The sequence below is a fragment of the Anabaena sp. FACHB-595 genome (genome assembly GCF_048568275.1).
In the GTDB taxonomy this organism is placed as follows: Bacteria; Cyanobacteriota; Cyanobacteriia; order Cyanobacteriales; family Nostocaceae; genus Trichormus.
In genome coordinates, this window is sequence record NZ_CP183473.1 from 6,335,408 (window position 1) to 6,349,100 (window position 13,693).

Here is a 13,693-nt window from a genome sequence, read left to right on the forward strand (position 1 = left end):
AGAGGTTTCCATGAAACGATTCATCTTGCACACTTATATTGCCCAGTTATCACCGTGAACTATCAATGGAGACCTGCTTTTACCTTTGGGTAGCTAGTCAAATTCCTGTGGGGAACGGAAAATTCAAAATCAATCACCCCATGAATCAATCTGGAGTCTTGCATACTACTTTATTGTTGGTAAATTACTTCCACCTTGAGAAACGACAACACAGGTTAACAAAATATAGGGGGTATAAATCCCCGTTACAACACGGAAAAAGCGAATTGCGAATTGCTTTAATGGTTGGTGTGAATAGGCAGGAGATTCATCTGCCATCAACTAAATTTTGCCGTCAACCTTAGAGGATGTTTGAAAAGTCAAGCGAAATACCTGATCTTGAGAGTGCTTGACTCTTTTGAATATTAGATAAATCTTTCAGCAGAAAGAAACGGTAAGTCAAACTAATTCTTAAGAATGATGAACAGATTAGTTAAGATTTGGAATTATGGCAACAACACCGCCACAAAATATGAGGCAAAAAATATATGAGATCGCCAGAAATTCAAACAACAGAAAATACAATTGATCAGATTAATCCTCAAAGCTCCTACAAAGCTGAATCTATCACTCAGGTAGGAAGAAATAATAGAATAACTGATCCAAATTTACCCTATAAACGATTACTTTACATCTCGGCTTTGGTGATATTGGTGGCTTTCCTATTTGTTGCTGCCATTTACTACGGAGTTATCAACCCTTAATACTAATTCTCGATGAAGTTGCGCTTAATTATTTTAGAACTAGCAAATTATCATCAGAAATCCTCCGCGCTAACCACCCTGCGGTTTCGCTCTTAGCGTTCTCGTAGAGTAGCCGAAGCGTCTACAGCGTTAAAAAGGCTAAAATTTAGTTAAGAAGAATAGTAGGTTGGATTGAGAGGCAGCGAAACCCAACAAAGCCTTGATAACGTTGGGTTTTGTTCCTCAACCCAACTTACGCCAGTTTTAGTTTTAGCCTTAACTGAACCGTATTGCGGTATGAGCTATTTTCACTTTAAACCCAGCAATTAGTTTTCCCAGCCTACTTTGTTAAGAATGGTGCAATTGATTTACTTAACCAATCTCATCAATAATCCAGTATTAAATCAACATAGCCTATTGAATTATATGTAATTTGCAGCTTAATATTTTTCATCAAGAAATTCAAATTTTGTTAAAGATTAAGCTCATCCTAAAACAGAAATGATATAGGCTACATGGAGCATCAGCAATGTGTAGAAAACTACAAACTCATTTAGTAATGAGAATCCGTCTCTAGTTAGATGGTAGCAATGGTAATTAATTTGTTTATTAATTCTAGGCTCATGAATTGCATCATACTGCCTCAAAATGTAAGTTCAAAAATTAAGCGTGTTCAATCCTAATAATCCCCAGCCTTGGCTATTAGTATTGACCTCCATTTGTAGGCTGAAAGGATGTTGATTCAATTGCAAAAATTTGCTGGCTCATGAGAACTAGCAATTTGGATTAGCGTTTCAGGAGGATATGACTAGAATACATGGCTACAAAATATCCTAAATTTAGCCGGGATCTGGCTCAAGATCCGACGACACGTCGAATTTGGTATGCGATCGCCACAGGAAATGACTTTGAAAGTCATGATGGCATGACCGAGGAAAATCTCTATCAAAAGATTTTCGCCACTCACTTCGGTCATGTTGCCATCATTTTCTTGTGGGCATCAAGTCTGTTGTTCCATGTTGCCTGGCAAGGTAACTTTGAACAGTGGATTAAAGATCCGCTCCATATTCGCCCCATTGCCCATGCAATTTGGGACCCCCACTTTGGTAAACCAGCCATAGAAGCTTTTAGCCAAGGTGGTGCTAACTATCCCGTGAATATTGCTTACTCTGGTGTTTATCACTGGTGGTATACCATCGGGATGCGGACGAATAACGACCTCTACCAGGGTTCAGTTTTCCTGTTGCTGTTAGCAGCCTTATTCCTGTTCGCAGGTTGGCTACACTTGCAACCCAAGTTCCGTCCTAGTTTGACTTGGTTTAAGAGTGCTGAACCTCGTCTGAATCACCACTTAGCTGGTTTGTTTGGCGTTAGCTCCTTGGCTTGGGCTGGTCATTTGATTCACGTCGCCATCCCCGAATCTCGTGGGGTTCATGTGGGCTGGAGAAACTTTCTCACCACTTTGCCTCATCCAGCAGGTTTAACACCATTCTGGACAGGTAACTGGGGTGTTTACGCCCAAAATGCAGATACGACCGGGCATATTTTTGGCACATCCCAAGGTGCAGGAACCGCTATTTTGACTTTTTTGGGTGGTTTCCATCCCCAAACAGAGTCTTTATGGTTGACTGATATGGCGCATCACCATCTAGCGATCGCTGTCATCTTTATCATCGCCGGGCATATGTACCGGACTAACTTCGGAATTGGTCACAGCATCAAAGAGATGCTTAACGCCAAACAATTCTTTGGTATCCGCACTGAAGGTCAGTTCAACTTACCCCATCAAGGGTTATACGACACATACAACAACTCTCTACACTTCCAGCTGTCCATACACTTGGCAGCATTAGGGACTGCATTATCGTTAGTGGCGCAACATATGTACTCGCTGCCGCCTTACGCCTTCATAGCTAAGGACTACACAACACAAGCGGCGCTATATACCCATCACCAGTACATTGCTGGGTTCTTGATGATTGGTGCGTTTGCCCATGCTGGCATTTTCTGGATACGAGATTACGACCCAGAGCAAAATCAAGGTAATGTCCTTGACCGCGTATTGAAGCATAAAGAAGCGATTATCTCTCACCTAAGTTGGGTGTCGCTTTTCTTAGGTTTCCATACCCTGGGAATATACGTTCACAACGATGTTGTAGTTGCCTTTGGCACTCCAGAAAAGCAAATTTTGATTGAGCCAGTGTTTGCTCAATTCATCCAGGCTGCTCATGGCAAACTGCTTTATGGGATGGATACTTTATTATCTAACCCAGATAGTATTGCTTATACAGCTTGGCCAAACCACGCTAACGTCTGGTTGCCCAACTGGCTAGACGCGATTAACTCTGGCACTAACTCTTTATTCTTGACCATTGGCCCTGGTGATTTCTTGGTACACCATGCGATCGCTCTCGGCTTGCATACCACCACCTTGATTTGTGTTAAGGGTGCGTTGGATGCCCGTGGTACTAAGCTGATGCCCGATAAGAAAGACTTCGGCTTTACCTTCCCCTGTGATGGGCCTGGACGGGGTGGTACTTGCCAAACCTCCTCTTGGGAACAGTCTTTCTATCTGGCTCTCTTCTGGATGTTGAATCTCCTGGGCTGGGTAACTTTTTACTGGCACTGGAAGCATCTAGGAGTCTGGCAAGGTAATGTTGCTCAGTTTAATGAAAACTCTACATACCTGATGGGTTGGTTCCGTGATTACCTGTGGGCTAACTCTGCTCAGTTAATTAACGGTTACAATCCCTACGGCACAAATAATTTGTCTGTCTGGGCTTGGATGTTCCTCTTTGGACACCTAGTTTGGGCTACCGGCTTCATGTTCCTGATTAGCTGGCGTGGCTACTGGCAAGAGTTAATTGAAACTCTGGTTTGGGCGCACGAACGCACGCCATTAGCTAACTTAGTTCGTTGGAAAGATAAGCCTGTAGCTTTATCTATTGTCCAAGGTTGGTTAGTCGGTTTAGCTCACTTTACTGTTGGTTACATCCTTACCTATGCAGCATTCCTCATCGCCTCAACGGCTGGTAAATTCGGTTAAAAAATTTTGATATCCTCTGACCTTAGCCATTGTCCCCCTTGATCCTGTTAGGTGAAAAGGGGATTTTTTTCTCAAATTTGGCTTAAATTTCTAAGAGATGTCGGTGTAAAAGGGTTGTCAAGCAAAAAGTTAAGTATCAGATAACCAGTCAGACCACTATTCAACACATGGTCCATAACAAAAAACGTTTCAAATGTACTAATGAGGGTTATTTTTGGAGTAGGGATGGCGACTATAACGGCAGTAAAAATATATCTGCTACTGAGGCTGGTTTACAAAAGCAGTCTAGAGGCTCGAACTGTTTGTGTTGTGAACTCAGTACAGACAGTTCAGGGCTACTTAAAAGCCTACGCTCATCGCTTGCGATGAGCGTAGTTAGTTTACCTTAATCTATTGCCGAATCTACTGCTTATAGACTACGCAAAGTTAGAAACTATTCCTGTTACTTCTATGATCACGATATCAAAGTCACTCAACTTTTTCTGTGATGTAATCGCTCATCATCTTTATCAATGTCTAATTCCTCACGACGAAGAGTCTCTTCGGCTTCAACTGTATCTCGTTCGACCACTTTATTAATTTTCACTTCTTCACGCAAAACTGCTTCCTTGTGAATATCAGGAGTTTCTTCATAAATGTCTACACGAGTCACTTCTCCTTCACGGAAGTCAGCCTCAGCAGGCGATACAGATCTCGCGCCTTCTCCTGGAGTAGTACGTTCAATGATGACCCGTTCTTTCTCAACTGGTACAGAAACTCTTGCTGTCTCATTTTCTACGTGTTTACCAACAGAGACTTCTCCAGTCTTAACACGGGATTTATTAGCAACTAAGCGTTCTTCATATAATTTCAGATTTTGGTGATTTCGCTCATTCATATCGTAAAGATTTGGTTCCTGTTCATACCTATATGTATTACGATCGTGAGCAACTGAAGGAGCATCTACAGGTGTTGAAGTCTCTAAACGTTCTTGTCTAACTGGAGTACGATAAACACCACGCACCTTTTCCTCGTAGTCGTAATCGATTTCTTCCAAATCATTAAAATCTGGTAGATTTTCTACTTGCTCTTTCGTCAGTCCATTAGCGTACACACGCCGATTAGTGTAATTAAATCGGGAACGCCCAATTGGTAATAATACTTGTCTACCAAAGAACCAAAAACCTGTATCAACCACTAAATACCGGAAACGACCTGAATCATCTACCAAAATGTGTTTTACAGTGCCAACTTTGTCATTGTCGATGTCTGAATAAACATCAAAATCTTTGATGTTGTAGTTATCAAATTCAGTATCTCTATAGTCGGCAGCAAACTCTTCTAGTTTGTATAAAGCCATGTTATTCTTCCTCCGAGAGCTATATTTACGATCCTAAAGACTTATCTTTCTACTTCTTCTTCCTGAAGGCTGAGATAATAGCAATCTTTTTCTATTAAAAGTTGAGGTAAAATTGAGATTGTTAAATATTTCTCAAGCCGAAAATTATTTACTGACACCGATTGATTTCACACTTATTGAACATTTTGTTTGTTAATAGGAGATCGCACAATATACTGATTGGCAGGTAAATTCTCTGCTAACGGATCTATTTTATTTTTGGCAACTAAAGTTTGGTAAATTAAAGCGCTAACTTCCCCTCTAGTTGTAGGTTTATTGGGATTAAGTACTCTCAGATTGGGATAATTAACCACTATATTTTCCTGGGTGGCTGCGGCTACGCTACCAATAGCATATTGCGGAATTTTACTAGCATCATCGTAAGTATTAGTCACAAGCAATGATGCAGGCTTACTAGCTTCTGCTACTTCTTGCTCAGTTGTTAAAGGTGTTGAAGGTGTGGGAACATTAACTGGAGCAGCCTGAGCTTGTGGAATTAATAAAGGCTGCATCAAACTTGTGATTGCCAGAGGCAAGAAAATCTGTCTTTTTGTGGTTCTGCGTGTAGTTTTTTGGGGAAACACACTCTGTGTAATAGTAGGTTCGGTAACTGCTTGTGTAGCAGTTAAATTTAAACCTCTATTTAAAGCCACAATAGCCTCAATTCTAGAAACGGGTTGATTAGGACGAAAATAACCATCAGGATAACCCGTCATAAATCCTTGTTGATAGGCTTCTTCAATAGGACGAACAGCCCAATGGCTCGTAGGAATATCTTTATATACAGCACCACTTTCTATTTGACGAATGGGTTGCTGATCAAAAGCTTTGCGAATAATGGCTGCAAACTCATCCCGATTTACTGGCTGTTTTGGTCGAAATGTTCCATCAGGATACCCAGCCACAATATTTCTTGCAGCTAAACCCTGAATAAATGGCTGCGCCCAGTAACTAGACGGAACGTCACTAAAGGTGGTTACTGGTGAAGATTGGGCATATGTTTCTAATGCTCCAATTGCAAGTACTGTCAAATTTAAAGTTAGTAAAGATATACCTGCTGATGCTAACCGCTTTAACTGAGTCATTATGTATAGCTCCTAATCTTAATAATTGTATTTTTCTCGTGACTCCATTGTTACTAGTAAATAGTGGATTTTTGGTGGATTCGTGTTTTTTAAAAGTAAATTAATACCACCGACTGAAACCATCTTATTTCTTTAGAAGTAATTCACATATAATCAAAAGCTAAGTTCATTAATGGTGAATCAATTATGATAAAAATGCAATGATTATAAGGATACGCATCCATAATTGCTCGCATTATAAATAATGTTTCGTTCCAGACAAGTAGAACAAAGTAAATAATTAAAGATTTGTAGTGAGAACTAAAGTTCTCTCTGCGAGAGGCTCCGCGAACAGAAAAGGACTTTAGTCCTTATTACGAACTAAGTCCTATTATTTTTACATTGCTTAAGATAGGTTGGTTTTTTCCAGTCGTTATACTTATTTGACAATTAGGAATATAGCTAATTTATTTAGAGAATTCCATCCAGCTATATGACTACTATTGAACAAACTTAAGTTTGTTCAATAATCAAATTGGATGACTATAGTGTTAATTTAAGCCGAGGAAATAACTCAATATATCCTTCGAGCATAATCTGCTTGATCATAGGCATTGCTGGCGATAATTAAATGTTTTGTTTCAGGAAATATTTCTTTGGGTAGTAGAGATATTACCTGAAAAAGCAACATGGTTAGCTGTAGGAGGTGAAAATGCGTCAACTTATTATCCAAGTGCCAAGAGGCAACGGAAAAGCAGTGATTGACATTGCCAAATTCCATAACGGCACAAATTTGGCACGATTTGAAGGGAATGCAGACGAACCAATTGATGTAGTGATAGTTCATGTTTCTAATCGAGAAGTAGGGAAAGTTATAGAGGAATTGCAAGACTTACCCAAAGTACATATCACGCTGATACCAACTGGTGTGATGGCTTTACAACCACCTGCATCGGAAGCACCGCAGCAAGTTGTGGATGTCGAGGAACGTAGCCCGATTGAGATATTGCTCTCTGGTTTGCAGAGTGTAGGCTCTTGGCAAGGCTTTCTGAGTTATGCCGCACTCGCAGGCTTTGTAGTTTGGATTGGATTATATACAAATACAACTTACTTGCTAGTAGCGGCGATGCTGATTGCGCCATTTGCAGGCCCGGCAATGAATACAGCCATTGCTACGGCTTGGGGCGATCGCTCACTCTTGGGGCGGAGTATTTTACGATATTTTGCAGCTTTAACCGTCACGATTTTTACTACTTGGTTACTTAGCCTCATATTACGGCAAGAAATTCCTACAAGTTTAATGTTAGACAATAGCCAAGTTTCAGCAGTGGCAGTAATTTTACCATTAGCTGCCGGAGCAGCAGGGGCGCTTAACTTAGTACAATCAGAACGCAGTAGTTTAGTATCTGGCGCGGCTACAGGAATGTTAGTTGCCGCTTCCTTAGCCCCACCTGCGGGAATTATCGGTATGGCCAGTGCAATTGGCAGGTGGGATATGGTAATTTCTGGCGTATTTTTGCTGTTCTTGCAACTATGCGGCATCAATTTATCGGCTGCTCTCTTGTTCCGTATGTTTGGGCTGTCTGCTCAAGGAACTCGCTATCAGCGCGGTAAAAAACAAGTATTCTTTTCTGCATTGGTAATCACTGTCATTACCTTGGCAGGTTTACTCACATGGCAATTTATAAATTCACCTAATCTTCAACGTTCTAGCCTGGCCCAACGTGCTAACGCTCAAGTGCAAAAAACCGTCGAGCAAGTGGGTTTAGCAAAATTGGTTGAGTCGAATGTGCGCTTTACACGCGCCAACATTGAAGGACAGGAGACTCTACTTTGCGTGATTTATGTACAGCGTCAACCACAAGTGACATTATCTAGTGCAGAAATTAGCGATCGCCTCACCCAAGCTATTCAAACTCAATTATTAAAACAAGCTTTTAATGTCACACCTTTAGTTGATGTCAACGTGCTAGAAACTCCTTTAGAAAATACAGGGGTGTAAGCGTATAGGGGTATATGGGGTGTAAGGGAAAAAACTAATGACTCATGACTCATGACTAAGCTTTCAGAGAAACAAGCCCTAGAAAAAGAACGCAGCGAAGTTTTGCAACAGTTGGAAGATTGGCTAGAAACGCCTATGTTGGTGCTGGGCTTTGCGTGGTTAGCACTATTCATTATTGAGATTATCTGGGGGTTAAATTCTTTACTACAAGCCGTTAGCATTGCTATTTGGATTATTTTTATTTTAGATTTTCTACTGAAACTAGCGATCGCTCCTCATAGACCTTCCTATATCAAAAGCAGCTGGCTAACAGTTATTTCTCTGTTTTTGCCTGCACTGCGAACTTTTCGGATTATCCGAGTCATCAAAATATTACGAACAGCACGGGCTGTAAGAGGGCTACAACTATTGCGAGTCGTGACTCGTGCTAACCGAGGAATGAGGGTTTTGGCCGCTAGTGTGAGCCGTCGAGGGTTTGGTTATGTTGTGGTGTTAACAATGATTGTGACTTTACTAGGAGCAGCAGGGATGTATACGTTTGAGAATGAAGTGCCTGTGGAATCTGGACTGCATAACTATGGCACTGCTTTATGGTGGACAGCAATGCTCATGACCACCATGGGTTCTGAGTATTGGCCGAAAACCCCTGAAGGTCGGGTGCTATGTTTTTTCTTGGCGTTGTATGCTTTTGCTGTGTTTGGTTATGTGACTGCAACTCTGGCGACATTCTTTATTGACCGAGATGCTGATGATGATGAAGCCGAATTAGCCGGAGCAAAATCTATCGAACTGCTTCAGAGTGAAATTGCAGCATTAAGAGAGGAAATTCAACAATTATTGCATCGAAGTTCAAATTAATAGACCAAAACCCCTATAACGCTCAAGTGCGTACTTCACGAGATGGTAACGGCAAAGTAGATTCTTAAACTAACGAAAGATGAAAAACGTCAAGATTAGCAAACTCTGGGATCAGCTCCACTCCAGTTATTGGTTCATACCAGCAGTTATGGCGGTAGTAGCTACTGCTTTAGCTTTTACAATGCTGAATCTTGACCGTACAGACAAGGTAGAAATTGATTATTGGTGGGTTTACACTGGTGGGGCTGATGGAGCGCGATCGCTCCTAGAAGCTGTCGCAGGTTCAATGGTTAGTGTTGCAGCTACAGCCTTTTCAATTACCATCGTGGCACTGCAACTAGCTGCTGCCAATTTTGGCCCCCGCCTTCTACGTAATTTTATGCAGGATACTGGTAATCAAGTTGTACTTGGTACATTCCTTGGTACTTTTGTCTACTGCTTATTTGTACTCAGAACAATTCGAGGCGAAGGAGATGGATACAGCCAATTTGTACCACAACTAGCGGTAACAGTCGGCATTTTACTAGCAATAATTAGCATTGGTATTCTGATTTATTTTATTCATCACGCTTCTACAATCATTCAAGCGTCTCATGTAATTCAAAATGTGAGTGCAGATTTGCATTCAGCAATTAAGCGACTATTCCCCGAAAAAATAGGGCGTGGTAAACCAGAAGATAGCCTTGGAGTTGCAGAAATTCCTCCGCCTTTGGAGGAAGAAGCTGTACCGATTCGAGCCAATAGAACTGGTTATTTACAAGCAATTGATAATGAAGAATTAATGAAAATTGCTTGTCATTATAATTTGCTTATACATTTGCAAATTCGTCCAGGAAAATTTGTAGTTCAAGGTAGTGATTTAGTCTTGATTTTTCCTGGACACAAACTGCATTCAAAACTGACTAAAAAAATTAATAATGCCTTTATTATTGGTAAAGAACGGACAGAGCAACAGGACGTAGAATTTCCCATCAATCAGTTAGTAGAAATTGCCTTACGCGCAATTTCTCCTGGAGTCAATGACCCATTTACTGCAATTCGCTGTATTGACCAATTAAGTACCGGATTCTGTCATCTTGTGCAACGAAAGTTTCCTTCACCTTATCGCTACAATCATAATCAGCTACGCATCATTGCCGAAGGCGTAAAGTTTCCTGGATTAATGGATACAGCTTTTAACCAAATTCGCCAGTATGGACGTTCTGATATTGCAGTGATTATGCGTTTGTTAGAAGCTATTGCTTTAATTGCAACTTATACTAAAAATTCCCAATATCAAGCAGCCCTACGGCATCATGCTGACATGATTTTACAAGATAGTTGTGAGGTAATCTCACAAAAACAAGACCGTAAAGATGTAGAAGAAAGATATTACCGAGTTATTAAAAATTTAGAAAATGATAGCGATATTAAAAATTGGAAATCGTAAAATTATTTTTGGGTAAGTATATATGCAAAGTTTAAATTGGAGAGGTTATCGAGTTATCGCCTGGATAGGACAAGCTCTATTGGCAATATTTGTGATAGCCGCAGGATTTCAAGGTAAGTGGTTAAATGCTTTGGGTCTAGCATTTTTCCTTGTAGCATCTTTTGTATTTGTGGTGCGAGATGATAAATTACCCACCTTGTTTGATTTTTTATTTGTCTTAGCTGCATTGCTAAATGCTACTGGTTGGGTGTGGAATTTATTTGGTAAGCCAGGGCTTTATGACGAGATTGTTCATGCTTATACGACCTTTGCAATTACCTTAGCTCTCAGTTTTTTAGTTTATAGTCCAATGTTAAATCTATTTCGGAATCATACACTTTTGTATCTGGTAACAATTACCAGTTTTGGCATTGCTATTGGTGCTTTATGGGAAATTGCAGAATGGTCTGCGGGGAAAGTTCTTAGCACTGAAGTAATTGAAAGTTTAGATGACACAATTATTGATTTAGTGATGGACTCTCTTGGGGCTGGATTAGCTGCTTTAACTAGTCTTTGGGCGTTGAGACAGTGGGCAAATAGCTATCTAGAGGCACATGATTGACAACATGGGACTCACATTTAAACTGCCTAATCTTCAAGCAATTTAAAAGAAGCCTATTCAGGCAAGATATATACTTCTAAGTATCATTTTTTTGCCAGTGATTTAGGACATCCTCTACCAAAATCTCTTTGATCCAAATTTGCAACACAATTACTAGTGGTACAGCGAGAAATACACCTAGAAAACCAAAAAAACTGCCAAAAAAGACCACCGCTACTAAAGTAACAGCAGGCAAAAGTGATGCTTGGCTTTTCATTACTAAAGGTAATATAACTAAACTTTCAACTTGCTGAATTCCGAAATACAAAGCTATAACAGCAAGGATTTTCCAAGGTGCTTCACTTAATGCTAATAGTGCAGGTGGAATCACACTCAAGGTAGGGCCAACATTGGGAATAAATTCTAATAATCCTGCCAAAATTGCATTAACTAATGGCAATGGTATGCCCAAAATCAATAATCCAATATAGCTTAATGTTGCAATGACCAGCATAGTTAGGAGTGTGCCTTTTATCCAACCAGTTAACGAGACTGCACATTTATTGAGAATGTCATCAACTCGCCGACGATAAAAAGCAGGAAATAGCATGATAAACCCCTGCTGATAGGGCGATGGATCGGCTAATAACATGATGGTAAGAGCCACGAAAAGCAACAAACCTAAAATAATTGAAAGCGAGCTACTGACCAATCTAAAAAAGTTGTCTATCAACCGATTTAACCAATCTTGTAAACCTTGAGTCAGATACCTAATTCCTTGAATACTTTCTAATAGTTGGTTAGGAATTATATTTTGTAACCAATTGTTCCACAATCGCAATCTTTCTACTGCCAGTGGCATAATATCATCGAATTGTTGCAATTGCTCAACCAGACGTGGGACAATTAGTGCAAAGAATACGGCTAAAACAGCTACTAAAAGAGCAACTGATATAGCAACGGCTGGGCCCCGTCTGAGCCGGAATTTTTGTAAAAAAGTTACTAGTTGATTGAGGACTGTTGCTAATACTATAGATGCAAATACTACCAAAAGAATTTGCCGAGTCTGCCACAAAATATAAAGAGATATAACAAAAGCAAGAAAGCCGATTAACTGTCCCAATCGCACAATGTAGCCCCCATTTTTATAATTACCAGCTATTGTGCTGATTCTAATTACTTCAAAATACCTATATCATTTTGCTAAAGAAGCTTCTGAAAGACTGATTTTTGAATAGTAGCAATATATCTATATGGGAATAGAATTTAGGACTTTTATGAAAGAGTTAATCTGAGCAAAAGAGGTGAGTATTGAAAGCTGTGTTCAAAATACATGATTACCTTTGCTGCTTGGCGTAGAGTTTAGCCAAGGGTACAGCTGTAAAACCGTGAGCCAAGATGGAAGCACAAATGACTAGACTACCTATAGTCCAGGTTGCTTCTATACCTGTCTGACGCAGTGAAAGGAAAGCATAAAAAATTGCTGCTACACCAATAGGGCCGAACCACCCTAAAAACAGAGCATCCTGTATTCTTCGCAACTGACCAAGAAGGGGACGCAGTAAAAGCACGACTGGTAGTCGGCGCAGTAACAGAACCGCTACAGCCAATAGCAGACCTTTCCAACCTAACTCTAACCATTGCTGCCAAGGTATATATAGACCCAATAGCACGAAAATATACAAAGTAAAAAAGCGGTCTACTGCTTCCTGTACGTTCTCTTCTTCAGCTCTGTCACGGCCGCCCACAACCATATCAAATGCGATTCCCGCCGCAAAAACTGCCAAAATACCATCACTACCAATTAATTTCACAAGACCCAATACAGCTAATGAAAGAGCTACGGTATAAGCTAGAAAAGACTGCTTCTCTATGGTTTGTTTGGTTTCAGCCCATTGCAAAAGCCACCCTGCTAGGTAGCCAATCAGCAATCCCATCAACACAGCTGCTCCTACTTCCCACAGTAAAATTTTAGTGAGCCAGTGAATTAGAGCTTCTTGTGGTGGTTTGGTCAAGATCAGAATCGGTAAAAGCACAAACGGATAAGCCAATCCATCATTTGCAGCAGACTCAGCAAAGATACCGTAGCGAATGCGTTCGGGTAGGTTCTGCTCGGCGATTTTCCCCGTGACAACGGAAGTAGAAACAACCGGATCGGTAGGAGTAATCACAGCCCCAACCAACATAGATACCCAAAAAGGTAGACCTAATAGCAGATATACCAATAGTCCACTAATTAACCACATCAAAGGCATCAACAACCCTAACAGTACCGCTAGAATGTGCCAATGTGTGAAAGGGTAGGCTTTTGGTAGGCGCAACGCTACCCCCATCACTTGAATTGCGATCGCTAATCTTGCTCCCTGTTCTAAAATTATCTCTGGTTTACCCCAGTGAGCAAGGTCAATTAAGCCAAACACAGATGGACTCAATAAAACTCCAACTACCAAAGCTATAAGAGGATCTGAAAGAAACAATCGCTCTTTGAGCCAGCCAGATAACAGCCCAAGAGCTAGCACTAGTCCACCCAGGGTCATCAAGGCTATATTGATTTCTATTGAGGTTAACTGGCTCATGAGTTTATATTTTTAACAATTCAAAAATTCCTGCAAGC

The 13,693-nt window shown here is 40.5% G+C and carries 10 protein-coding genes; 6 read left to right on the forward strand and 4 right to left on the reverse strand.

All coding sequences use genetic code 11. The features are described 5' to 3' along the window. Positions 1 to 527: 527 nt before the first annotated feature. Both ACN222_RS26515 and psaB read left to right on the forward strand, forming a co-directional pair. The gene (locus ACN222_RS26515) at positions 528 to 743 is read left to right on the forward strand and encodes a hypothetical protein (protein WP_010999437.1); all 216 of its coding nucleotides are present in this window, start codon (positions 528 to 530) and stop codon (positions 741 to 743) included. Positions 744 to 1,539: 796 nt separating this feature from the next. Then, entirely contained in the window at positions 1,540 to 3,768 is a 2,229-nt protein-coding gene (gene psaB / locus ACN222_RS26520) for a photosystem I core protein PsaB (RefSeq protein WP_010999438.1), read from the forward strand. A gap of 472 nt (positions 3,769 to 4,240) precedes the next feature. Here the strand turns inward: psaB and ACN222_RS26525 are convergent, their stop codons facing one another. Then, a complete protein-coding gene (locus tag ACN222_RS26525; protein ID WP_010999439.1) occupies positions 4,241 to 5,107 on the reverse strand; it encodes a DUF2382 domain-containing protein in 867 nt (288 codons plus the stop codon). A gap of 173 nt (positions 5,108 to 5,280) precedes the next feature. Further along, on the reverse strand, positions 5,281 to 6,231 hold the full coding sequence (locus ACN222_RS26530) for an S-layer homology domain-containing protein (protein WP_010999440.1): 951 nt from the start codon (positions 6,229 to 6,231) through the stop codon (positions 5,281 to 5,283). Between the two features lie 691 nt (positions 6,232 to 6,922). Between ACN222_RS26530 and ACN222_RS26535 the strand changes: the two genes are divergently transcribed. The 4 genes from ACN222_RS26535 (at position 6,923) to ACN222_RS26550 (ending at position 11,100) form a co-directional block, all read left to right on the forward strand. Continuing rightward, positions 6,923 to 8,212, forward strand: a complete 1,290-nt coding sequence (locus ACN222_RS26535; RefSeq protein ID WP_044522601.1) for a DUF389 domain-containing protein — start codon at positions 6,923 to 6,925, stop codon at positions 8,210 to 8,212. Between the two features lie 51 nt (positions 8,213 to 8,263). After that, positions 8,264 to 9,070, forward strand: coding sequence for an ion transporter (locus ACN222_RS26540; protein ID WP_010999442.1), 807 nt, complete (start codon positions 8,264 to 8,266; stop codon positions 9,068 to 9,070). Between the two features lie 79 nt (positions 9,071 to 9,149). Further along, on the forward strand, positions 9,150 to 10,499 hold the full coding sequence (locus ACN222_RS26545; protein ID WP_010999443.1) for a DUF2254 domain-containing protein: 1,350 nt from the start codon (positions 9,150 to 9,152) through the stop codon (positions 10,497 to 10,499). 22 nt (positions 10,500 to 10,521) lie between these two features. Further along, the gene (locus tag ACN222_RS26550; protein WP_010999444.1) at positions 10,522 to 11,100 is read left to right on the forward strand and encodes a hypothetical protein; all 579 of its coding nucleotides are present in this window, start codon (positions 10,522 to 10,524) and stop codon (positions 11,098 to 11,100) included. 76 nt (positions 11,101 to 11,176) lie between these two features. Here ACN222_RS26550 and ACN222_RS26555 read toward each other — a convergent pair whose 3' ends face one another. Both ACN222_RS26555 and ACN222_RS26560 read right to left on the reverse strand, forming a co-directional pair. After that, positions 11,177 to 12,208, reverse strand: coding sequence for an AI-2E family transporter (locus ACN222_RS26555; protein ID WP_010999445.1), 1,032 nt, complete (start codon positions 12,206 to 12,208; stop codon positions 11,177 to 11,179). A gap of 208 nt (positions 12,209 to 12,416) precedes the next feature. Further along, on the reverse strand, positions 12,417 to 13,655 hold the full coding sequence (locus ACN222_RS26560; RefSeq protein WP_010999446.1) for a cation:proton antiporter: 1,239 nt from the start codon (positions 13,653 to 13,655) through the stop codon (positions 12,417 to 12,419). Positions 13,656 to 13,693: the final 38 nt, after the last annotated feature.

Coding starts and splice junctions, on each gene's coding strand:
- ACN222_RS26515 (WP_010999437.1), top strand. CDS start 528: ATGAGATCGCCAGAAATTCAAACAACAGAAAATACAATTGATCAGATT.
- psaB (WP_010999438.1), top strand. CDS start 1,540: ATGGCTACAAAATATCCTAAATTTAGCCGGGATCTGGCTCAAGATCCG.
- ACN222_RS26525 (WP_010999439.1), bottom strand. CDS start 5,107: ATGGCTTTATACAAACTAGAAGAGTTTGCTGCCGACTATAGAGATACT.
- ACN222_RS26530 (WP_010999440.1), bottom strand. CDS start 6,231: ATGACTCAGTTAAAGCGGTTAGCATCAGCAGGTATATCTTTACTAACT.
- ACN222_RS26535 (WP_044522601.1), top strand. CDS start 6,923: ATGCGTCAACTTATTATCCAAGTGCCAAGAGGCAACGGAAAAGCAGTG.
- ACN222_RS26540 (WP_010999442.1), top strand. CDS start 8,264: ATGACTAAGCTTTCAGAGAAACAAGCCCTAGAAAAAGAACGCAGCGAA.
- ACN222_RS26545 (WP_010999443.1), top strand. CDS start 9,150: ATGAAAAACGTCAAGATTAGCAAACTCTGGGATCAGCTCCACTCCAGT.
- ACN222_RS26550 (WP_010999444.1), top strand. CDS start 10,522: ATGCAAAGTTTAAATTGGAGAGGTTATCGAGTTATCGCCTGGATAGGA.
- ACN222_RS26560 (WP_010999446.1), bottom strand. CDS start 13,655: ATGAGCCAGTTAACCTCAATAGAAATCAATATAGCCTTGATGACCCTG.